The organism is Bacillus sp. EB106-06-01-XG163 (assembly GCF_058791615.1).
In genome coordinates, this window is sequence record NZ_JBYTDS010000005.1 from 150,552 (window position 1) to 172,973 (window position 22,422).

The 22,422-nt window shown below is 48.4% G+C and carries 23 protein-coding genes; 1 reads left to right on the top strand and 22 read right to left on the bottom strand.

Annotation, left to right across the window (positions count from 1 at the left end; translation table 11 throughout):
- Positions 1-22: 22 nt before the first annotated feature.
- The 18 genes from whiA to AC3WTF_RS08410 form a co-directional block, all read right to left on the bottom strand.
- A complete protein-coding gene (whiA, locus tag AC3WTF_RS08325; protein WP_007407421.1) occupies positions 23-973 on the bottom strand; it encodes a DNA-binding protein WhiA in 951 nt (316 codons plus the stop codon).
- Between the two features lie 26 nt (positions 974-999).
- Positions 1,000-1,953, bottom strand: a complete 954-nt coding sequence (locus AC3WTF_RS08330) for a gluconeogenesis factor YvcK family protein (RefSeq protein ID WP_007407422.1) — start codon at positions 1,951-1,953, stop codon at positions 1,000-1,002.
- Positions 1,950-2,837, bottom strand: coding sequence for an RNase adapter RapZ (gene rapZ, locus AC3WTF_RS08335; protein ID WP_012118535.1), 888 nt, complete (start codon positions 2,835-2,837; stop codon positions 1,950-1,952). The genes AC3WTF_RS08330 and rapZ overlap by 4 nt, the downstream gene beginning before the upstream one ends.
- A gap of 25 nt (positions 2,838-2,862) precedes the next feature.
- Positions 2,863-3,330, bottom strand: a complete 468-nt coding sequence (locus AC3WTF_RS08340) for an 8-oxo-dGTP diphosphatase (RefSeq protein WP_003151491.1) — start codon at positions 3,328-3,330, stop codon at positions 2,863-2,865.
- A 273-nt stretch (positions 3,331-3,603) separates the two neighbouring features.
- Positions 3,604-4,554 carry a thioredoxin-disulfide reductase gene (gene trxB, locus AC3WTF_RS08345; RefSeq protein ID WP_007407423.1) on the bottom strand — a complete coding sequence of 317 codons (951 nt, stop codon included), beginning with the start codon at positions 4,552-4,554 and terminating at the stop codon, positions 3,604-3,606.
- A 206-nt stretch (positions 4,555-4,760) separates the two neighbouring features.
- Positions 4,761-6,173, bottom strand: coding sequence for a peptidoglycan DL-endopeptidase CwlO (gene cwlO / locus AC3WTF_RS08350; protein WP_007407424.1), 1,413 nt, complete (start codon positions 6,171-6,173; stop codon positions 4,761-4,763).
- A 396-nt stretch (positions 6,174-6,569) separates the two neighbouring features.
- The gene (locus AC3WTF_RS08355) at positions 6,570-8,024 is read right to left on the bottom strand and encodes a tetratricopeptide repeat protein (RefSeq protein ID WP_007407425.1); all 1,455 of its coding nucleotides are present in this window, start codon (positions 8,022-8,024) and stop codon (positions 6,570-6,572) included.
- Between the two features lie 115 nt (positions 8,025-8,139).
- Positions 8,140-9,201 carry a sensor histidine kinase gene (locus AC3WTF_RS08360; RefSeq protein ID WP_007614006.1) on the bottom strand — a complete coding sequence of 354 codons (1,062 nt, stop codon included), beginning with the start codon at positions 9,199-9,201 and terminating at the stop codon, positions 8,140-8,142.
- A complete protein-coding gene (locus AC3WTF_RS08365; RefSeq protein WP_012118540.1) occupies positions 9,198-9,875 on the bottom strand; it encodes a response regulator transcription factor in 678 nt (225 codons plus the stop codon). The genes AC3WTF_RS08360 and AC3WTF_RS08365 overlap by 4 nt, the downstream gene beginning before the upstream one ends.
- Positions 9,876-10,076: 201 nt before the next feature.
- Positions 10,077-11,846 carry an ABC transporter ATP-binding protein gene (locus tag AC3WTF_RS08370; RefSeq protein WP_053104532.1) on the bottom strand — a complete coding sequence of 590 codons (1,770 nt, stop codon included), beginning with the start codon at positions 11,844-11,846 and terminating at the stop codon, positions 10,077-10,079.
- Positions 11,847-12,058: 212 nt separating this feature from the next.
- Entirely contained in the window at positions 12,059-12,679 is a 621-nt protein-coding gene (gene hisIE / locus AC3WTF_RS08375) for a bifunctional phosphoribosyl-AMP cyclohydrolase/phosphoribosyl-ATP diphosphatase HisIE (protein WP_014305903.1), read from the bottom strand.
- Positions 12,676-13,434 carry an imidazole glycerol phosphate synthase subunit HisF gene (gene hisF / locus AC3WTF_RS08380; RefSeq protein WP_191974032.1) on the bottom strand — a complete coding sequence of 253 codons (759 nt, stop codon included), beginning with the start codon at positions 13,432-13,434 and terminating at the stop codon, positions 12,676-12,678. Before hisF ends, hisIE begins: the two co-directional genes overlap by 4 nt.
- A complete protein-coding gene (hisA, locus tag AC3WTF_RS08385) occupies positions 13,431-14,168 on the bottom strand; it encodes a 1-(5-phosphoribosyl)-5-[(5-phosphoribosylamino)methylideneamino]imidazole-4-carboxamide isomerase (protein ID WP_032869587.1) in 738 nt (245 codons plus the stop codon). Before hisA ends, hisF begins: the two co-directional genes overlap by 4 nt.
- Positions 14,165-14,803, bottom strand: coding sequence for an imidazole glycerol phosphate synthase subunit HisH (hisH, locus tag AC3WTF_RS08390; RefSeq protein ID WP_047936238.1), 639 nt, complete (start codon positions 14,801-14,803; stop codon positions 14,165-14,167). Before hisH ends, hisA begins: the two co-directional genes overlap by 4 nt.
- Positions 14,804-15,388: an imidazoleglycerol-phosphate dehydratase HisB gene (gene hisB / locus AC3WTF_RS08395; protein ID WP_007614023.1), complete on the bottom strand. Its 585-nt coding sequence runs from the start codon at positions 15,386-15,388 to the stop codon at positions 14,804-14,806.
- Complete coding sequence (hisD, locus tag AC3WTF_RS08400) at positions 15,354-16,667, bottom strand: histidinol dehydrogenase (RefSeq protein ID WP_136803272.1); 1,314 nt, start codon at positions 16,665-16,667, stop codon at positions 15,354-15,356. The genes hisB and hisD overlap by 35 nt, the downstream gene beginning before the upstream one ends.
- Complete coding sequence (gene hisG, locus AC3WTF_RS08405; protein ID WP_012118547.1) at positions 16,664-17,305, bottom strand: ATP phosphoribosyltransferase; 642 nt, start codon at positions 17,303-17,305, stop codon at positions 16,664-16,666. Before hisG ends, hisD begins: the two co-directional genes overlap by 4 nt.
- On the bottom strand, positions 17,298-18,470 hold the full coding sequence (locus AC3WTF_RS08410) for an ATP phosphoribosyltransferase regulatory subunit (RefSeq protein ID WP_007407436.1): 1,173 nt from the start codon (positions 18,468-18,470) through the stop codon (positions 17,298-17,300). Before AC3WTF_RS08410 ends, hisG begins: the two co-directional genes overlap by 8 nt.
- Before the next feature lie 237 nt (positions 18,471-18,707).
- Between AC3WTF_RS08410 and AC3WTF_RS08415 the strand changes: the two genes are divergently transcribed.
- Positions 18,708-19,433 (top strand): C39 family peptidase, encoded by a 726-nt coding sequence (locus AC3WTF_RS08415; RefSeq protein ID WP_047936240.1) that lies wholly within the window; start codon positions 18,708-18,710, stop codon positions 19,431-19,433.
- A 16-nt stretch (positions 19,434-19,449) separates the two neighbouring features.
- On the opposite strand, the gene AC3WTF_RS08420 is transcribed toward AC3WTF_RS08415, so the two are convergent.
- From AC3WTF_RS08420 to hprK, 4 genes are read right to left on the bottom strand one after another with little or no spacing between them, the layout of a single operon-like run.
- Positions 19,450-19,968 carry an acyltransferase gene (locus AC3WTF_RS08420; protein ID WP_047936241.1) on the bottom strand — a complete coding sequence of 173 codons (519 nt, stop codon included), beginning with the start codon at positions 19,966-19,968 and terminating at the stop codon, positions 19,450-19,452.
- 3 nt (positions 19,969-19,971) lie between these two features.
- Positions 19,972-20,622: a pyrophosphatase PpaX gene (ppaX, locus tag AC3WTF_RS08425; protein ID WP_007407439.1), complete on the bottom strand. Its 651-nt coding sequence runs from the start codon at positions 20,620-20,622 to the stop codon at positions 19,972-19,974.
- Between the two features lie 25 nt (positions 20,623-20,647).
- Positions 20,648-21,463: a prolipoprotein diacylglyceryl transferase gene (gene lgt / locus AC3WTF_RS08430; RefSeq protein ID WP_007407440.1), complete on the bottom strand. Its 816-nt coding sequence runs from the start codon at positions 21,461-21,463 to the stop codon at positions 20,648-20,650.
- A gap of 14 nt (positions 21,464-21,477) precedes the next feature.
- Positions 21,478-22,410, bottom strand: coding sequence for an HPr(Ser) kinase/phosphatase (gene hprK, locus AC3WTF_RS08435; protein WP_003151456.1), 933 nt, complete (start codon positions 22,408-22,410; stop codon positions 21,478-21,480).
- Between the last annotated feature and the right edge of the window lie 12 nt (positions 22,411-22,422).

The following is a 22,422-nucleotide window of genomic DNA, read 5'->3' on the forward strand; positions in this document are numbered from 1 at the left end:
AGATCTCCCCTTTTCTGTACGGTTATTTCAAAGTGATGCTTTGTCCTGTACGCAGCTGTTCTGCGATTTCATCGAGCTTTCTCAGCCTGTGATTGATGCCGGATTTGCTGATTTTCCCGCTTGCAACCATTTCCCCCAGTTCTTTCAGCGTGACCTCCTGATAATCAATCCGCAGCTGCGCAATTTCGCGAAGCTTTTCCGGCAGCGCTTCAAGACCGATCCGTTCATCAATGTATTTAATATTTTCCACCTGTCTGAGAGAAGCACCGATGGTTTTGTTTAAGTTTGCTGTTTCACAATTGACGAGGCGGTTCACTGAGTTTCTCATGTCTCTGACAATCCGCACATCTTCAAAACGCAGCAGTGAATTGTGAGCGCCGATGACATTCAGAAATTCAGTGATTTTTTCCGCCTCTTTTAAATACGTAATATAGCCTTTTTTCCGTTCAAGCGTTTTGCTGTTCAGATGAAATTCATTCAGCAGCGCGCATAATGAATCGTTATGTTCCTTATAAAGCGAGAAGATTTCCAAGTGGTACGACGATGTTTCGGGATTATTCACAGATCCCCCCGCCAAAAACGCCCCTCTCATATAAGAACGTTTGCAGCAGCGTTTCGCCACCAGTTCCTCAGAAATATTCCGTTCAAATACAAAGTTCTCTCCGAGGATTTTCAATTCCTCTAAAATCAGCTTTGCATTTTCAGAAAAGCGCACAATATAAACATTGTTTTTTTTCAGCCGCATTTTTTTTCTGACTAACAGTTCGACCGATACATCATATTGTTTCTTCAGCAATGTATAAATGCGGCGGGCAATCGCCGCATTTTCGGTTTGAACGTCAAGCACGAGATGGCGGTTTGAAAATGACAGGGAACCGTTCATCCGAATCAGCGCGGACAGCTCAGCCTTGGCGCAGCAGTCCTTCACTTCCAGATTCGTCAGTTCTTTTTTTGTTTCCGATGCAAATGACATATTAGCCACCTCATTTCAAAAGGCCTCTAGTCCCTTAATAAATCGACAAGAAGAGAAGCCACTTTATGTGTATCGTGACGGATTACGCCATTTTTATACGTGATAATCTGATCCCTGATGACCTCAAGCCCCATGGATTTCAGCTTTTCAACATTGAAGTCGACGGGCCGAGCCAGCTCTTTCGCATATTTGCTTTTGATTTCGTCAGGGATCTCCTCATTGTTGATTAAGATCGTGTCGATAAACGGCTGCTCCATATGATCGTTCAGCGCCTTGACATGGTCGGCCGCACTGTATTGCAGCGTCTCGCCGGGCTGTGTCATGACGTTGCATATATATACTTTTTTGGCCGCAGCCTTGACGACTTCTTCTCCGATTTTCGGCACGAGCAGATTCGGAAGAATGCTTGTGTACAGGCTTCCCGGGCCGATAATGATTAAATCGGCCTGACGGATGACGTCAATCGTTTCCGGGAGCGGATCAATTTTTTCAGGCGTAAGAAACACCCGTTTAATCCGCTGGCCGTAAGAAGGGATTGTCGATTCTCCGGAGACGACCTGCCCGTCCTCCATTTCAGCGTGAAGAACGACACTGGTGTTGGCAGCCGGCAGCACTCTGCCGCGGACATTCAGCACCTTGCTCATTTCGGTGACAGCGTGAAAGAAATCACCGGTTATATTTGTCATCGCTGCCAAAATCAAATTGCCGAGCGAATGTCCGGTTAAGTCGCTTCCTTTGTTGAAACGGTGCTGAAACAGATTTTCAACGAGCGGCTCAACATCTGACAAAGCGGCCAGTACGTTACGGATGTCACCCGGCGGCGGAATTTGAAGTTCATCCCGCAGACGGCCTGAACTTCCGCCGTCATCAGCAACTGTCACAATCGCCGTAATATCAACGGGCTTATGCTTTAACCCCCGAAGCAGCACGGACAGACCCGTTCCGCCGCCGAAGATTGCGATTTTCGGCTTCTTATTCATTTCCGGCTTCTCTTTTCAATGTCCCGGTGAGTGACATGAGTATAGAAATCTTTTTTAAAATAGTCAGCCAAATATTCAGCGAGCGTGACGGAGCGGTGCTGGCCGCCCGTACAGCCGATCGCGATGACAAGCTGGCTTTTACCTTCCCGCTTATAAGACGGAAGCATAAAGCCGAGCAGATCAACAAGCTTTTCAATAAACTTTTGTGTTTCGTTCCACTTCATCACATAGGATGACACTTCCTCATCTTTCCCCGTAAGCGGCCTCATGCTTTCAATGTAGAACGGATTCGGCAGAAACCTTACATCAAACACGAGGTCGGCATCTATCGGAAGCCCGTATTTGAACCCGAATGACATTACGTTCACTGTAAATGTTTCACCTTGGTTCGTGGCGAAATGCGCCACGATTTTTTCACGCAGATCACGCGGTTTCATATCCGATGTGTCATAGATCAGCTGAGAGCGCCCTTTCAATTCTTCAAGCAGCTGGCGTTCCAGCGCGATTCCTTCGAGAGGAAGCCCGGTAGCGGCCAGCGGGTGAGAACGCCTCGTTTCTTTGTATCTCGTCACAAGGATGGAATCCTTAGCGTCTAAAAAGAGAATGCGCGGTGTAATCCACGGATTTTCCGCCATTTCATCCAGCGCCTCAATCAGCCTGTCAAAAAATTCACGTCCCCGCAGATCCATGACAAGCGCGACCTTGCTCATTTTTGAACTTGATTCTTTCATCAGCTCCAAAAATTTCGGCAGCAAGGAAGGCGGCAGATTGTCGACGCAAAAATAGCCGAGATCCTCAAAGCTTTGAATGGCGACGGTTTTACCCGCTCCAGACATTCCCGTAATGATGACGAGCTGAATATCATGGTTTTCATTCATACTCATCTTTCTCCCCCCTGCGGTCTTTCTTTTATTTGATAAGCTGCGGATCTAAACGATAGCTGAGCAGCTCGAAGTCCGGCGTATACGTAAAGGTGCCGTGCAAAAGCCCTTGGCCCTTGATCATAAAATCAAGGATATGCCCGTCTCCGGGGGCCATCGGAAGGCTGTGGATATCTTTTACGTCATGCCACTTCAGAACGCCTTCCTCTGATTCAGCGACATTTCGCCCCGTGTACGAGTCGGCGACGAAAGTAAACATCATCCACTCTGACACGATTTGTTCCTGTTCCTTAATAATAAAGGTAAACACGCCTTTTAACTGCGGATTTAGTATATAAATGCCCGTCTCTTCTCTGTACTCTCTGATGACGGAATCTCTGACGGATTCGCCGCTTTCCATCTTCCCGCCGGGCGCGACCCACCAGCCCCGTCTCGGCTTTTGGAGAAGGAGAACCTGATCATCTGTCTGCAGCACACAATTTGTCACTCTTTGCACAAGTACGTCACCTAACCTTCTCAACAAATCATCGTCTCTTCATTATACCGTTTCGGCATGTCTCTCACAATGCAGAGACACCGACATCCTTTTCTTTTATTTGACAGAAAACAGAAAATCGCAAAAAAAGGGCACGGATACTGGAATCCGTGCCAAAGTGTATTCATTAAAAAGGGGGTCAATTACTACATTCATCTTAAGACATCAGTGTTTCACCCGTGTTACAGCGTAATTAAAACACAGTAACGATTCAAAAACTGAACATTACAGTGATTATTTAACGGTTTTGAGCGTTTCCTCAAGCTCTTCCACATAATGCTGAACGCTTTGAGCCGCAATACTTCCGTCGCCTGTCGCCGTTACGATCTGGCGGAGCGTTTTTTCACGGATGTCTCCCGCGGCGAAAATGCCTGGAACTTTTGTTTCCATTTGAGCGTTTGTTTCAATGTAGCCTTCTTCATTTGTGATGCCCAAGTTTTCGAACGGTTTAGAAAGCGGAAGCATACCGATATAAATAAAGACGCCGTCAGCTTTGAATTCTTCCTCTTCTCCCGTCACGGTATCCACAAGAGTAAGTCTGCCGACTTTTCCGTTTTCCTCATGGATTTCTTTTACGGTTTTGTTCCATTTGAAGTCAATTTTCTCATTGTCAAAGGCACGCGCCTGAAGAATGCTTTGCGCCCGCAATTTGTCACGTCTGTGAACGATGGTGACTTTTGAAGCGAAGCGTGTCAGATAGACGCCTTCTTCAACGGCGGAGTCTCCGCCGCCGACAACGACAAGCTCTTTATTTTTAAAGAATGCGCCGTCACAAACCGCGCAGTACGATACGCCGCGGCCGCCCAGTTCTTTTTCGCCGGGAACACCGATCTTTTTGTATTCCGCTCCGGCAGAAATGACGATGGCTCGCGCTTTATATTCTTTTGAACCGGCTTTGACCGTTTTATATTCTTTGCCGTCAACGATTTCTTTAATATCGCCGTACGCATATTCCGCACCGAATTTTTTCGCATGTTCAAACATTTTATTAGAAAGTTCAGGGCCGAGAATGCTTTCAAAACCCGGATAGTTTTCAACATCCTCCGTGTTGGCCATCTGGCCGCCCGGAATTCCTCTTTCGATCATTAATGTGGATAAGTTCGCTCGTGATGTGTAAACAGCAGCGGTCATCCCCGCCGGACCCGCGCCGATAATGATCACATCATAAATTTTTTCTTCTGACACCATGATTCACTCCTTTTCGAAATGGGGCGCACCCTATATGACTAAGAATCCCCATCAATCGTATTCCTTACCCATATCCTATTAAATCTGAAGGCAATTCGCTATTTTTTTGCTCATTTTTCTGAAAAACCGTGATTAGGCAGCTCCTGAGCGGGTATACAAATAAAGAAAGAGCCTTCCGGGATAGAAGGCCCTTGTCTTATTCATTATTGCACGACACGTCTTACATTGCCGTTGAATGCTTTCTTCCAGTAAGGGTTGCTCATAGAATCAATGGATACACCGTGTGATGTATTATCGTTCAGGAACGTTCCGTTACCTAAGTAGATGCCGACGTGGCCGTTTGTTTTATACGTGTTGAAGAATACTAAGTCTCCGCGTTTCATGTCAGACGCGCTTACTGCCTTACCTCTTCCGATTAATGTATCTGTGTTTGTGCCGCTTGCAGGTCCGAGATTAACGCCTGCGTTAGCATAAGCCCAGCGTACGAATGAAGAGCAGTCAAAAATACGGTTGTTAATATCAGATTGAGTGCGTCCGCCGCCGAATTTGTACGGGGATTGACCCACAAGGCTTGATCCTACGCTGATCGCGCCTTCAATACCGCCTGAATTTGAAATAACAGATCCGCCGTCAGAATCATCTGAACCGCCGCTGTTATGAGATGATCCGCCTGAAGTGCTCTTCGGTTTGCTTGAGCTGTCAGATGAATCAGATGATGTTGAAACAGCCGCTTTTTTCACAGTTTTAACCGCCGGTGCCGGCTGGCTGTCATCTTTTTGGTTTTGGTCTTCAGAAGCTTTTTGCGCTTCTTCCTGTTTTTTGATCAGGGCAGCCGCTGCAGCCTGCTCAGCTTTAATGCGCTTCTGTTCTTTTTCAGTGTCAGCTTTTTCGTTTGCAAGCTTTGATGCTTCTTTTTTCAGATCAGAGATAGCGGAAGCCGCTTTTTTCTGACCGTTTTTCGCTTCGTCGAAAAGCTTGTCTTTCTGATCAAGCTGTTTGTTCAGGTCTTTTTGCATAGACTCGAGTTTCGCAAGATCATCTTGAACTTTTTTCAGCTTCACGTTAAGTTCAGCTTCTGCGTCTTCGAGTTTCGCTTTATCCTGCTCCTGCTGTTTGATCAGCTCTTTATCCGCATCAACGATAGAAGATACCGCAGTCGCACGGGAAATGAAGTCTCCGAAGCTTGTCGCCCCTAAAAGAACATCTATGTATCCTTGAGAACCGCCGTTTTCCTGTAAAGAACGAACGCGTTTTTTCAGGATTTCATTGCGTTTTTCAATACGCGCTTCTGTTTCTTTGATTTCTTTTTTCAAATCAGCGATCTGCTTTTTCGTTTTTTCGTTTTCAGCTTTTTTATCTTCGATTTTATTGCTTGTATCCAACGCTTTAGCGTTAATGTCTTTCAGTTCTTTTTCAATCTTAGCCTGCTTGTCCTGAAGCTTAGACAATTCTCTTTCTTTTGCTTCAAGGCTTGAAGCCACCTCAGATTGCTTGCTTTCAATTTTTGCTTTTTTGCTGTCTAATGTTTCCGCCGATGCAGTTTTTGTAAACGGGATCAAAAAACTGCTTGTCCCGATGACGGAAGCCAAACCAAGTGTTAATAAACTCTTTTTCACTTTTTCTTTCCTCCCTTTTACTTTAAACCTGTTCTCATTTGGAATTCTATTATGAACATCAAAGTTACGCTCCCTCACATACCCGTGAGGCTGATGATTTTTATGTATGAATCTTTAAATCTTTTAAATTGGTATAGATTATACAGCACATGTAAAATAAACTAATCTCTTATGTACGAGACTCATTATACCATCATGTTTCGACAATTTTTATTACAGTTATATTTCAATGTGATTGCAAATCTCATATTTTGCAAAATAAACGGTGATTACAGCCTGATTTCGATTCGAAAAGCAAAAAAATACGTATGAATACCTCTTTTTTCGGCGGTAAAGTTCTGTTTTGCCCCTTTCTGATAAAAAAAGAACCGACTCTTTATATAGAAAGAATCGGTTTTATTCTAATATATCATCTATTTGTCTGATGTATTTCGAAAGTGTTGCCGGCGTTATACCGTAAACGGCGGCCGTTTCTTTTTTCGTCGTTTTTTCGCCGTTTGCTTCTTTCCATACATATGCGATGGCTGCGGCCCACGCCCGCTCATTCTGTACGGCAGCGGCGGCGCGGATGTGCTGAATGACGTGAAAAACCCAGCAGCTCATGACGTCAGTTTTTAAACTGTCGGCTTCCGCTTTCTCCAGAAGCTTGACCGTCCGATACGTGAACAACGCATCACCGGAAACGCCTGAAGCGCCTTTTTCACCGGAAAGCAGCAGTCTGACGAAATCTTGTTCAAACGGTGAAACGGCGCGTTTTGCCGTCAGAACTTTTTCAAGCTGGTTCCGCTCTCCTTCAGCGCTGCTGATATAATAGGCGGCAAGCCGCTGTTCAAGTGAAGCAGGCAGCGGTTCCTGCCGCTCCGCCCAAGGCGCGGGCCGATCTGATTCGGGAAATTCGGCTTCGGCCTTTTTCCAAATGGTTTCCGCAAATTCTGTGCGGCCTGTCCCGTAGGCTGAAGCGGCAAGCCAGTAATAAAACGTTTCGTCGCCTTCAAACCCGCTTTTGTAAAGAGAACGGAGCCATTTATAACCGAGATCATGTCTGCCGACAAGCGCAAGCGTCGCCCCCAGCTTATAGCGCTGTTCGAATAAAATCGGATACACATTGGCGAGTTTTCCGCTCAATTCTCCGACTTTTTCATCTTCCCTCTCGTAATAGCAGAATACAAGGAGGTTGCACAGGGCATGGAGATTGCCTTCATTTTTCTCAAGCACTTCGAATACCGTTTGTTTCGCTTTTGTGACATTGCCTGAGTAAAAGTAAGCGAGCGCCAGGTTGTTGTATGCAGACCAAAGCTCGGGGTAATCGGCCGTAATCTCTTCAAGCATGACAACCGCTTCATGAAGCTGGCCGCTCTCAAGAAGCGTTTTTGCCCGATCCTGCCTGATCAGCAGTTCATCCTGGTCATAGAGCGATTCGTTTTCACCCGCTTCGCCGAAATCCAATAGCTCCATCAGATTTTCAATTTCTTCGCTGAATTCACCGTCCGGATCGGCATCTGAATAAGCCGCCGCTTCTTTGTATGCTTCCTGAAAGAGCCCCAAATGCGCGAAATTATTCGCTTTAAAGTAATGACACTCGGGCATTTCTTCTTTCAGGTTCACCAAAATAAAGTCGAACAGCTCATTTGACTGCTGGTAGTGGCCCATTTCAGAATAAATGACGGCCAGCCGGGAAAGCATTTCGGAATCATTCGGCTCGAGGTGGACGGCCCGCTGAATCAGTTTGCTGGCCCGTTTTAAATTCCGCTCTTTATATGCTTTTAAGCCTTTATGAAAAAAATATTGTCCATCCTGAAGCAGCTGGACAATTTGCGCGTGCTTTTTCTGTTCAGAAGTGTGTTTTCCCACAAATATCCTCCGTTTTATACGTATTACCGTCAGTAGTATACCATAAAACGGTTTCACCTCAATAGTTCAAAAGACAGGATCGGCTTCGTTTTTTACTGGCTGGTTCGACCAGATTTTAGCTGTTTTTTTCACGAGGCTCGGCTGGAAGAATGACGCGGAAAAGGGTTCCTTCGCCGCGCTTGCTCTCAACCTCTATCGAACCCCCGTGCAGCTCGGCGATTTTTTGGGCGATGGACAGGCCGAGCCCGCTTCCTCCTTCGTTTCTCGCCTTGTCCGCTTTATAAAACCGTTCAAATACACGCTCCGCCTGTTCAGGCTCCATTCCGATTCCGTCGTCGGCGATTTCGACAGCCGCCGCTCCCGGCAGATCTGCAATTTTAACGGAAATGCGGCCGCCTTCACCGGTAAATTTTACGGCATTGTGAATCAGATTCATCCATACTTGGCTGAGCAGCGCTTCATCTCCGTACACATACGACTCCTGTAAATCAATGAGAAACTCAATCTGTTTGGCGGACCACTCAGGCTCACAGGTCAATATGGTGCGCCGCAGCTGTTTGTCAATGCGGAACGGTTTTTTTTGTATCGGTTCGGTTTGGCGTTCGAGCGCAGTGAGCTTCAGCAGATTTTCACTGATTTTTGATAATCGTTCTGTTTCTGTTTCGATGATGTGTAAGTAGCGCCCCCGCTCCTCATATGATAAATCCGGTTTTTTCAGAAGGTGCGCGTAGCCCTTTAATGAAGTGAGCGGGGTTTGGATTTCATGGGAAACGTTCGAAATAAATTCTTGTTTCAGTTTTTCCATTTCACTCAGTTCCGCGGCGAGTGTCGACAGTTCATCAGCCAATTTCGTCACGGGATGGTTCCGCTCAATCTTCTCCATTTTCCGGGAAGCGGCCGCTGTGAAGTTGCCGCTCGACATTTGCTTGATCGTGGCGGTCAGCGAATCCCAGATCGCATGATGTCTTTCACGTGCTGACTTTGAAAAAATAAACATCGTTACGAACAGCAGGCCGAAAACAAGCCAAAGCGTCAGAATCTGCTCGGCGTACGGCACAAGCAAAATCGGCCATATGAGACCGAATCCCTGAACAATCAGGTGAGCCGCCAGCCATAAGAATGCGGTGACGGTGAGAAGGATGATGATTTTTCCAGCCGTTCTGAAGATCCGTTTCATCCTGTCACCACAAACCGATAGCCGAGCCCCCGCACCGTATGGATGGCAAACGGATAGTCTTTTTCCGGAAACCGTTCTCTCAGCCTTTTAATATGCACATCAACGGTACGCTCGTCACCTTCATAATCAAAGCCCCAAATATCTTCTATTAATTGTTCTCTTGAAAACGTCTTATTCGGATAACCGGCGAGCTTAAATAAAAGCTCAAATTCACGCCGGGGCAGTGTCAATCCCGCTCCGCCGCCGCGCGTTACGGTGCGGGATTGCTTATCTAATGTGACCGTTCCGATGGTCAGCAGTTTTTCAGCGGTGATCCGGTACCGTTTCAGCAATGCTTTGACCCTTGCTTCCAGCTCAAGCGGCTCAAACGGTTTGACGAGATAATCATCCGCTCCGGAAGTAAAACCTTGAACTTTGTCCAGCGTTTCGCCTTTTGCCGTCAGCATCAAAATCGGAATGTCCGTAAAGCTGCGGACGGCTTCACTGACTTCAAACCCGTCCATTTTCGGCATCATCACATCCAGTATGATGAGATCTATAGGTGCTGATTCGATCAGCCGCACCGCCGCTTCCCCGTCTTCCGCTTCTGCGACGTCAAAACCGCTCTGCTCCATCATAAGGCGGACAAGCTCACGGATATGGCGGTCATCATCCGCAACCAATATGACAGCCATGAAAATCCCTCCTTCTGCTTTTTTCTTTTCATGAATCGACATGATGTCTATAAACCGAATTTTTTCATTGTCTCCTGTACCGGCATACACGCTTATGGCTTGGCTCTTCATCGTTACCGACCGTACACCCGTAAGAACAGGACTCCGGCTGCAAAATAAAAAGCAGCTTTTTCAGCTGCTTTTGATTCATAAAGTCTTGCTTTACACAGCTTTGTTTTCTAAGTCGGCATTCAGCTTCAGCTGCTGCTCCGCAAAATCGCGGTACAGCGAATGGGATGCCATTAATTCATGGTGTGTGCCCCGTCCGGTGATTTCACCCTGTTCGACAAAGAGAAGCTGATCTGCATCCACAACCGTGGATAAACGGTGGGCAATCACGATGGTGGTGCGGCCTTTCATTAGAACTTCCAGCGCCTGCTGCACCCATTTTTCAGATTGGCTGTCCAGACTTGATGTCGCTTCATCAAGCATCAGAATGCTCGGGTTGCGAAGGAGCGCTCTGGCAATGGCGATGCGCTGGCGCTGTCCGCCTGACAGCATAATTCCCCGCTCACCGACCTCTGTTTCAAATTTCTTCGGTAAGTCTTCAATAAATTGCAGGGCGTAGGCCATGTCAGCCGCTTGCCTCAGTTCCTCATCGGTCACCTCGCGTTTTAATCCGTAGCAGATATTGTCGCGGATGGTGCCTGACATTAACGGGCTTTCTTGCGACACATAGCCGATGTGCTCCCGCCATGAATCAAGGGAATACGTATCAATCGGTTCGTTTCCGAGCAGGATGCTGCCCGCAGTCGGATTGTAGAATCGTTCAAGCAGCTTAAATAACGTTGTTTTTCCGCCGCCGCTCGGTCCGACGATCGCGGTGACTTTGCCGGCCTCAATCGTAGCCGTAATGTCTTTTAAGATGGTTTGATCTGTTTTGTAGCCGAATGAGACTTGTTCAAGTTTAATCGGCTGATCCGCGTTTTCAATGGCTTTTCCGGTTTGGATATCTTCTTCTTTTTCTGCAAGAATATGAATCATCCGTTCCGTTGCGCCGACGGATTTTTGAAGCTGTGTGAAAAATGAAGTGATCTGGCCCATCGGCATAATGATCTGAAACAAATACAGAATAAAGGCAACGAGCGCGCCGGCTGTCAATTCACCGGATGACACCTGCATCCCGCCGTACCCGATGACAGCGACCAGCGCCGCCATTAATACAAGTGTAATAAGCGGGCCTACGAGCGACTGCACCTTCGCTTCACGCAGCCCGAGTTTAAAGAGTGCCATGATGCCTGCTTTTCCGCGTCCGTATTCCGCTTCCTCAGCGTTTGACGCTTTTACAAGCCTGATTTCCGGGAGGATGTGGTTTAATAATCCGGTGAATCTCGCCGTTTCATCCTGTGTTTCCCGAGAAATTTTAAACATTTTCCGGCCGATCGGCACTAAAATCACCGCAGCCAGCGGCACGACGATCAGCACGAGCAATGTGAGCTTCCAGTTCATGAAAAATAAGATCGTCAGTGACCCGATAACGGAAATGATTCCGGTAATAAATCCGCTGATATTGTTTGTGATCAGCTCTTTTACCACCATTGTGTCATTGGTGACACGGCTGATCGTTTCTCCCGTGGCGTTTTTGTCAAAATAAGAGACGGGCAGTTTAATTAATTTCTGCCACAACAAATCACGCAGTCCCGAGATGATTTTCTGGCCGCTGTAGTTCAGGGCGTAGGTGGCGTAGGCGCTTAATGCGGCCTGTACGATAAACACGGCTGCGATGATTCCGATTTGCACGCCTGACAGCGACGACATGGAAAAGCCGTCAACGAGCTGCTTTGTCAACAGCGGAATCAGCAGGCTGACGAGCGTTGTCACAATACTGAGAGACAGCGCGAAGGCCAGCATACCGTATGATGGTTTTGTTTTTTTGACTAATGAAAAGAATGAGCTGAATTTCCCTTTAGGTTTTGGTTGTTTATTCGGCATATGTTTTCCTCCTATATCACTGTTTATACTATAACGGATGTGCATGAACGGAATATGAACAAAACGTATATTTTTGATAAAAACCAAAATAAACTCTATTAGTCAATATTATCAAATTCATCTGCCTTCGGTTGCGGAAATAAGGAATATTTTATTGAATGTTTAAGTTTGACAGAATAAAAACCTCACGGATCTCTCCGTGAGGTTTGTTTTTACTCAGATGCTGAATGGCGTTTCGCAAGGACGTCAAGCACGTCATCCAAAGGAAGCGACTGCTCACGCAGAAGAACGAGCAAATGATACAGCAAATCCGCCGCTTCCCATTTTAATTCTTCATGGTCGCGGTTTTTCGCGGCGATAATAACCTCTGCGGCTTCCTCGCCGACTTTTTTGAGGATTTTATCGACGCCTTCCCGAAACAGGTACGTTGTGTAGGCTCCGTCAGGCATCTCCGCCTGCCGTTTGGCGATCACGCTTTCCAGTTCATTCAAGATGCCGAAACGATCCTGCGCGTCTGCTTTTTCCGTGGAAAAACAGCTGTAGCTTCCCTTATGGCATGCGGGTCCTGAGGGCTCCGCAAGCACGACGAGGGCATCTTGATCGCAATCATAACGGATAGCTTTCACCTTTTGGGTATTCCCCGATGTCGCTCCTTTATGCCACAGCTCCCCGCGTGAACGGCTGTAAAACCAGGTTTCTTTCGTTTCTATCGTTTTTTCATAGGATTCTCGGTTCATATAAGCCAGTGTCAGCACTTCTTTGCTTGCCGCATCCTGTATGATGGCGGGTATCAGTCCGGCCTCGTCAAACCGCAGTTCATCTGCCTGTTTCATCTCACATTCACCCCGTGTTTCTTCATATAATCTTTCACTTCTTTTATAGATGTCTCTTTGTAATGGAAAATAGAAGCTGCAAGCGCGGCGTCCGCTTCACCGACTGTGAAGGCTTCAAGCATATGGCGCGCGCTGCCGGCTCCCCCTGACGCAATGACGGGCACCGGGACGGCACGTGTGACAAGCTGTGTGAGCGTATGATTAAAGCCTGTTTTCTCACCGTCTGCGTCCATGCTTGTCAGCAGGATTTCACCCGCTCCCCGGCTGACGGCTTCTTTTGCCCAGGCCGTGACTTCCCACTCGGTTTTCTTTCTGCCGCCGTGTGTGTACACTTTATAGCAATCCGAATCTTCATCATACTTTGCGTCAATCGCCGCGACGATGCATTGCGAGCCGAAAAAATCCGCTCCTTCCGTAATCAGCTCGGGGCGGAGGACGGCCGCTGTATTAACGGATACTTTATCAGCGCCGGCGCGAAGCATTCGTTTCATATCGCTTAATTGATTGATTCCGCCGCCGACTGTAAACGGAATCGCCAGTTTTGCCGCAACTTGTTCTACGACGTCTGTCATCGTCTTGCGGCCTTCGTGAGAGGCGGAAATGTCGAGAAAAACAAGTTCGTCAGCGCCCTCCCTGTCGTAAGCTTCGGCCAGCTCGACAGGATCGCCCGCATCTTTCAGCCCGAGAAATTGAATGCCTTTGACGACGCGGCCTTCTTTCACATCGAGACACGGAATGATTCGTTTCGTGATCATGCGTCCTTCACCCCGCTGAGCGCTTCAGCCAATGTAAATTGTTTTGTATACAGCGCTTTTCCGATAATCGCTCCCGATACGCCGGCGTCTTTGAAGCGGGCCAGTGCTTTGAGGTCGGCGACTGAGCTGACTCCGCCTGAAGCGATGACGGTTTTTCCCGTTGCTTTTGCGAGCTGAACGGTGCTTTCGATGTTCGGTCCTGACAGCATGCCGTCAGTTGCAATATCCGTGAAAATGAAGGTTTCCGCTCCTTCCTTCGCCAATTCACGGCCCAGATCGGCCGCCCTTACCGAGGATGTTTCCAGCCAGCCTTCCGTCGAGACATATCCGTTCCTTGCATCAAGACCGATCGCGATTTTGCCGCCGTATTGTTTCAGCATGCTCTTCACAAATGCCGGATCGGAAACAGCCGAGCTGCCGAGAATAACGCGATCAACATCTTGTGATAAATAACCGTACACATCCGCTTCAGAACGGATCCCGCCGCCGATCTCGACTTTGACATCAAGCTGCCGCGCAATGTCAAGAACATGCCTGTCGTTTACTTTCCTGCCTGCTTTCGCGCCGTCAAGATCCACGAGATGAATCCATTCGGCGCCTTCTTGTGCAAATTGCGCCGCCATGTCTAAAGGAGAGTCACCGTATATCGTTTCCTTGCCGTAATCGCCTTGGATGAGGCGGACGCATTTGCCGTTTCTCATATCGATTGCCGGATATAATGTAAAAGCGTTCATTTCTTCACCTTCTGTTCCGCTGCCATTTTTGTAAATTGCGTTAAGATCGCCATTCCGGCCGTACCGCTTTTTTCCGGGTGAAACTGTGCACCGAAGACATTGCGTTTCCCGACGACCGCCGGAACACGAACGCCGTACTCAGCGCTTGCCAGAAGATCGCCGTCTTCCATCCCGTCTATATAATAGGAATGGACAAAGTAAACGAAGCCTTCTTCCGCTTCCGAAAGCAAAGGAGACGTTTGGTGAAACGTCAGCCGGTTCCAGCCCATATGCGGCACCTTCAGCTTGTTTCCTTCGGCATCTCTGTCTTTGAGTCTCACAGCTTTTCCGGCTAATAAACCGAGTCCTTTTGCAGAGCCGTTTTCGGTGCTTTCTTCGAAAATGAGCTGCATGCCGAGGCAGATGCCTAGGAGCAGCTTACCCTCGTCAACCATACGGTGTACGAATTGATCAAGCTTCGCGCTGCGTAAATTGTCCATGGCGTCACTGAATGATCCGACACCGGGGAGAATAAAAGCATCCGCTTTTTCAAGCTCTTCCGGCCGGTCTGATACGACATACGGGACGCCGACGCGTTCCAGCGCCTTCGACACGCTGAATAAATTGCCCATACCGTAATCAATTACACCGATCATTTACAGCATTCCTTTCGTAGACGGCACACCCTTGACGCGCGGATCAATGGATGACGCTTCGTCCAGCGCTCTGCCAAGCGCCTTAAACACGGCTTCTATCATATGATGCGTATTCGTGCCGTAATGAACGATGACGTGCAGATTCATTCTCGCTTCCAGCGCCAGTTTCCATAAGAATTCATGTACCAGCTCGGTATCAAACGTTCCGACTTTCGCTTGCGGAAATGCAGCGCGCATCTCAAGGTGCGGCCGGTTGCTCAGGTCTACGGCGACTTGGGCGAGCGCTTCGTCCATCGGTACTAGCGCTGATCCGTACCGTTTGATGCCTTTTTTATCACCGAGCGCCTCCAAAAAAGCCTGCCCTAAGCAGATGCCGATGTCTTCAGTCGTGTGGTGATCATCTATCTCCGTATCGCCTTTTGCGTCAACAGTTAAATTGAATTGCCCGTGCTTTGTGAACAAATCAAGCATATGAGTCATAAACGGCACATCCGTGCTGATGTCGGCTTTTCCTTCTCCGTCTATTTCGAAAGCCAGCTTAATATCGGTCTCATTTGTTGTTCTGGCGCGTTCCGCTTTTCTCATCGGTCATTCCTCCGTTTCTCGCTTCAATCGATCTTGCGTGCGCTTCAAGCCCTTCCAGTCTCGCGAAGGCGGAAATGCTGTCCGCGTGCGTTTCAAATGCCTTCCGGCTGTATGAGATGATGCTCGATTTCTTTTGAAAATCTGTTACATTCAACGGGCTTGAAAACCGCGCCGTTCCGTTTGTCGGCAAAACGTGATTCGGTCCGGCAAAATAATCGCCGACCGGTTCAGCGCTGTATCGCCCTAAGAAAATCGCCCCCGCGTGTCTGATGCTTCCAAGCAAAGCCTCCGGCGAATGCGTCATGATTTCTAAATGCTCGGGCGCCAGCGCATTCACCGTGTCCACTGCATCTTCCATCGATTCCGCGATATAAATGCGGCCGTGATCCCTGATCGACGCTTCGGCGATTTCTTTGCGCGGCAGCGTCTGAAGCTGTTTATTCACCTCATCTGATACGGCTTCGGCAAGCTTCCGTGAGTCGGTGACAAGCACGCTTGAGCTGAGCGTATCGTGTTCGGCCTGTGAAAGCAGGTCAGCGGCGACTTCTTTGGGCACCGCCGTATCGTCTGCAAGGACCACGATTTCACTGGGCCCGGCAATCATGTCAATATCCACAACGCCGAAGACTTCGCGCTTCGCGAGTGCTACAAATATATTGCCGGGGCCCGTGATCTTATCAACAGGCTGTATCGTTTCGGTTCCGTAAGCGAGCGCGGCAATCGCCTGCGCGCCTCCCGCTTTGTAAATTTCCTTTATGCCGAGCTCAGACGCCGCCGCCAGAACGCCCGGCGAAAGGCGGCCGTCTTTTCCCGGAGGACTGACGAGAACGATCCGTTCCACTCCCGCAGCGAGAGCGGGGATGACATTCATTAAAACGGAAGACGGATAAGCGGCTGTCCCGCCCGGCACGTATACGCCCGCGGAATCGAGCGCCGTTATTTTCTGCCCGAGCATCGTGCCGTCTTCGCGATGGTAAAACCAAGAAGATTGCAGCTGGCGTTCGTGATATTCTTTAATATTGGCAATCGCCTGCCTGATCACTTCCAGCAGCTGATCATCAAGCAGACGGTACGCCTCGGCGATTTCTTCTGCGCTCACGGCCATTTGGTTCAGGCTGATGCCGTCAAATGTTTTTGTATAGGCCAAAACGGCTTTGTCACCGTTTTGTCTGACGTCTTCAATAATCCCCCTGACGGTTTTCCGCTGCTCTTCGGTTCCGCTGTCGATGGAACGCTTCAGTGAGAACCGCTCGCTTCTTTTTACTGCCGTTATTTTCATTGTGCCGTTTCTCCTTCCACAACCCTGGCCAGCCTGGCCGCCATTTCGTCGATTACATCATCCTTCATGCGGTAGCTGACCGGATTGACGATAAAACGCGATGTGATGTCACAAATATGTTCTGATTCAACGAGACCGTTTTCTTTTAATGTCCGCCCGGTTGATACGATATCTACGATTCTGTCAGCAAGCCCGATTAAAGGCGCCAATTCAATCGAACCGTTCAGCTTAATGATTTCCACCTGCTCGCCCTGCTCTCTGAAATAACTTGACGCAACATTCGGATATTTCGTCGCAATCCTCGGGGCGACTCCGTTCCAATCCGCTCCTGGAAGCCCCGCAACGGCGAGATGGCATTTGCTGATTTTCAGATCGAGCACCTCATACACGTCACGCTCTTCCTCAAGCATGACATCCTTTCCGGCAATACCGGCATCAGCGACGCCATGCTCGACATAAGTCGTCACATCCATCGGCTTTGCCAGAATAAAGCGGAGATTTTCTTCAGGAACGTCAATGATCAGCTTTCTCGATTCTTCAAACTCCTCGGGCAGCCTGTACCCGGCCTGCCGAAGCAACCCGGCCGCTTCTTCGAATATCCGTCCTTTTGGCATTGCCATTGTGAGTACCTTACCCATTCTGCTCTTCCTTTCTGGCACCGATAAAGTATGTGACGTTTGCAAATGATTTTGTCATATGATCGATATTTTCAATGCCCGCCAGATCCTGCAGGACGACTTTTCTGCCTCTCGCCCTTTCTTCCTCCGCGAATAAAATGGCCTGCGCCCGCTGCTCCTTGCTGAAAATCACGGCGTCCGCTTCACTAGTTTCTTCCTGGATGCCGAGCGCTTCAATCAGCCTGTCGATACGGAGCCCGAAACCCGTGGCGGGAGCGGGACTGCCGAAATGGCCGAGAAGATTGTTATAGCGTCCGCCGCTTCCGATGACAAAACCGACATTTGCCGCATACACTTCGAATAAAATTCCCGTGTAATAACTCATATGGCTTACCATATTCAGATCAAGGCGAATATGCTCGGCACATCCGTAATCCTCAAGAATGTCCCACAGGTCTTCCAGCTCCTGAATCAAGCTTTGTCCGGAGATGCCGATGATCTCCTCCGCCTTGGCGCAGATCTCTTTCCCGCCTCGCAATTCCAGAAGTGCCAGCAACCGGCTTTTGTCTATTGACGAAAGCGGAAGCGATTTGACATGTTCCCTGTATCCCACGTAATTCTTCTCAAAGAGAAAGCGCCGCAGAACATCCGCCCGCTCAGCATTGCCCAGAACCTCGACAAACAGCTCATCAGCGAGTCCGGCATGGCCGATCGCGATTTTAAACCGGTGCAATCCCGCGTTTTTCAAAGCGCCGGCCGCCAGCGCAATCACCTCGGCGTCCGCGCTTGTTGATCCGTCGCCGATCAGCTCCGCGCCGACCTGTTCGAATTCGGCCGGACGTCCGCCTTCCCGCTCTTGAGCGCGATAGACGCTTGCCGCGTACCCCGCTCTGAGCGGATGATTGTGTTTGTGCAGCTTAGACGCCGCCACCCTGGCAATCGGTCCGGTCATATCAGGCCGAAGCACAAGCGTTTTCCCGTCCTGATCGAGAAGCTTAAACAGCTGCTGTTCTTCAATGGCTGACTGGACGCCTACTGTTTCATAAAATTCAAGGGTCGGCGTCTCCATAAACTGATAACCCCATTTATCAATTAAATCCGTCAGTGTGGAACGGACTTTTTTCTTGGCTTCGTATAAACCGGGCAGCGTATCTCTCATGCCATGCGGTTTCTCAAACATAAACATTTGCCTTTTACACCTCCGCTTTGTCTGAAGGAAAATTCCGAATACTTTAGTTCGCTAATATGATAATATGTTAGCAGATAAAAGAATGAATTGCAACGCCCAATGTCCGCCTATTCTTTTCCATAAACATGGCTAAAGAATGAACAAACCTGTAAACATATCGGAACGATCGAATCATATTGAGCAGAAGTGCTATAATACATAGAATAGCTTCATCAGAAACAAGGGAGAGTAATAATGAAGACGCTTGGAACATTATGTGTGCTGATTCTGACAGCCATCCTTGTCTATCTCGGGTATAACATCTATACAAACGATATTCATTTGAATTTTTTTAATCAGCAGTCCGACGAGCCTGATGAGAAAACACCGTTAAAAGGGAGCGCGTCACCGCTGAATGTCGTTCTGTACAGACAGATGGATTCTCCCAGACTGTACAATGGCTGTGAGGTGACAAGCCTTGCTATGATTTTGAACAATGCCGGATATCATGTATCAAAAAATACATTGGCGGATAAAATCAATAAAGTTCCGCTCACATACAGCAGCGGGCTGAAGGGAGATCCGAATGAAGGATTTGCCGGAGATATGGAAAACGGCCCGGGTTTAGGCGTTTATCATGAGCCGATTGATAAACTCGCCAAAGAATATGCGGGAAACAAAGTATACGATCTGACGGGAAAAGACATTTCTTCAGTGTACCGCCAGCTTGAAAAAGGGCGGCCGGTCTGGGTGATTACCACCACATCCTTTAAGCCGGTTGATAATATGCAGACTTGGAATACGCCGAACGGAAAAATCGACATTACGTTCAGCATGCATAGCGTAGCCGTTACCGGTTATGATCACGATTATGTATACGTTAATGATCCTTACGGCTATAAAAACAGAAAAACAAACCGATCTGACTTTGAAAAAGCCTGGAAGCAGATGGGCAGCCAGGCCATTGTGATCAAGTCATAAAAAAACCCCGCTGACGTTAATCAGCGGGGTTTTCCATTCGTTTTTTCATTTCTTCGTGCGTATAGATCAGCTTCATCGGATTTCCTCCGACAAACGCCCCGGCCGGGACATCTTTATGCACCAGCGTGCCGGCTGATACAACGGCTCCGCTCCCGATGGTGACGCCGGGCAGAATCGTTGTGTTTGCCCCGATCATTACCTCGTCACCGATTGTGACATCACCGGTCCGGTACTCATGTATTAAATATTCATGAGCCAAAATCGTCGTATTGTAGCCGATGATGCTGTTTTTTCCGACAGTGATTTTTTCGGGAAACATGATATCCGGCATCACCATCAGCGCGAATGACGTCTGTTTTCCGACATTCATTTTCAAAAAGGTTCGATACAGCCAGTTTTTCACGCTTAAAAACGGCGTATACCTTGCGATCTGAATGATGATGAAATTTTTCATCACCTTCAGAAAGGGAACCGTCTGATAAACATGCCACAATGAATTTGCACCTGAAGCCGGATGGCGGTCTGTTTTTCTCACGGATTACTTCACTCCGGTGATGTGCAATAAATCACTCATTTTCTCGAGCATATAATCGGGTTCATAGGCGGAAAGCGTCTGTGCGCCTTTAATCGTCCACGCGACGCCGGCTGTTTTCGTGCCGGCGTTTTTTCCCGCCATGACATCGTGATAATTGTCACCGACCATTATGGCTTCCGACGGATCGCACCCAAGCCGGCTGAGAGCAAGCCGCACAGGTTCGGGGTCAGGCTTCGGGTGCTTAACATCATCAAGCGTGACGACAGTATCGAAAAACGCCCCGATGCCTGTCAGCTTCAATCCCATATTGACTGTATCCCTCAGCTTTGTGGTGACAATACCAAGCTGATAGCCCGCTTTTTTCAATTCATCCAGCGTTTCATAAACCGTTTCGTACTCCGTGACGAGTTCATCGTGCTTTTCATGGTTGAATGCTCTGTACATGCAGATCATCTCATCGCACTTTTCAGCATTAATGCCTGAAAACGTTTCATACAGAGGCGGGCCGATAAATGGAAGCACATCTTCCCTTTTAAACTGCCCCGGGCAATAATGATCAAGCGTATGAAGGTAAGAAGCGATAATCAGTTCATTCGTGTCAATCAGCGTGCCGTCGAGATCAAATAAAATGGCGGTTACACGTTTATCAGTCATCTTATGTCCTTTCCGATTTCAGGCGTCAGTCCGTATCAGCATACCGCTTATCGGCATACCCCTTCATGCGTCTGAAAATCATTAAAATAATCGCAAGTACAATCAGCACAATGGAAATGACCTGCGCGATCCGAAGCTGGCTCGTAAGCATCAGGCTGTCCGTCCGCATTCCCTCAATAAAGTATCTGCCGATCGAATACCAGATCACATACGTCAAAAACAGATTGCCCCTGCGCAGGTTCACGCGGCGGAGCAGAAGCAGAATCACGACGCCCGCAAAACTCCACAGCGATTCATACAAAAACGTCGGGTGATAATATTGTCCGTCTATGTACATCTGATTAATGATGAAATCCGGAAGATGCAGACTTTCCAAAAATGACCGGCTGACCGCTTCACCGTGAGCCTCCTGGTTGATAAAGTTCCCCCAGCGCCCGATGGCCTGGCCGAGCAGAATACTCGGCGCGGCAATATCCGCCAGCTTCCAGAATGAGATGCCTCTTACTTTTGAAAAGACGATTCCCGTCGCGATCGCGCCGATCAATCCGCCGTGAATCGCGATGCCGCCTTTCCAGGTTTTAATGATTTCCCCGGGGTGTTCCGAGTAATAGCTCCACTCGAAAAGCACATAGTATGCCCGTGCGCAAATGATTGCGATCGGGATGGCGAAAAGAACAAGATCAATAAAAATGTCCTTTTTCAGCCCCCGCTTTTCACTCTCCCTCATGGCCATCCAAAGCCCTAATAACGCACCCGCGCCGATAATGATCCCGTACCAGTGCACGGATAAAGGCCCGAGCTGCAAGGCAATCGGATTGATTGGTGTTCCTGCTTCGTTCATATTATTGCCAACTCCTATTCGTCTTGTTCGCCGTCTTCAATGACATCCGCCAGCTTATTCGTAAATTGCTCGGCAGCATTTAAGCCCATCCGCTTCAATCTGAAGTTCATCGCCGCAACTTCGATAATAACGGCGAGATTTCGCCCAGGGCGGACTGGAATGGTCAGTTTTGTAATTTCCGTATCAATGATTTTCATTTTTTCTTCTTCAAGTCCGAGACGGTCGTATTGCTTCCCTTGCTCCCAAAGCTCAAGGTCCATGACGATTGTAATTCTTTTATTGCTTCTGACGGCGCCCGCTCCGAACAGCGTCATGACATTTATAATGCCGAGACCCCTGATTTCGAGCAGATGCTCAATCAGATCAGGCGCGTTCCCGACAAGGGTATCCTGATCCTCCTGCCTGATTTCAACGCAGTCATCCGCGACAAGACGATGGCCTCGTTTGACAAGCTCCAGCGCCGTTTCACTTTTACCGACGCCGCTTTTTCCCGTAATGAGCACGCCGACGCCGTATATATCCACAAGCACGCCGTGAATGGCCGTTGTCGGCGCGAGACGGCTCTCAAGAAAATTCGTCAGCCTGCTTGACAGCCTGGTTGTTTTCAGAGGGGATCTGAGCACAGGCACGCCGTTTTGCTCGGAAGCTTCTACAAGCTCCGGCGGGATCGGCATATCTCTGGAAAGTATGATAGCCGGCGTCACATCGGTGCACAGCGATTTCATCCGCTGTTTCTTATCTTCCTCGGGAAGCTGATCGAAAAATGACAGCTCCGTTTTTCCTAAAAGCTGCACCCGTTCTCTCGGGTAATATGTAAAATAACCGGCGATTTCAATACCGGGCCGTGATAAATCACTCATCGTAATCGGGCGGTTAATCCCTTCTTCTCCGCTGATCAATTCTAAATGGAACTGCTCCATTACGTCTTTGGTCCGAACCTTTGCCAAGATATGTTCCTC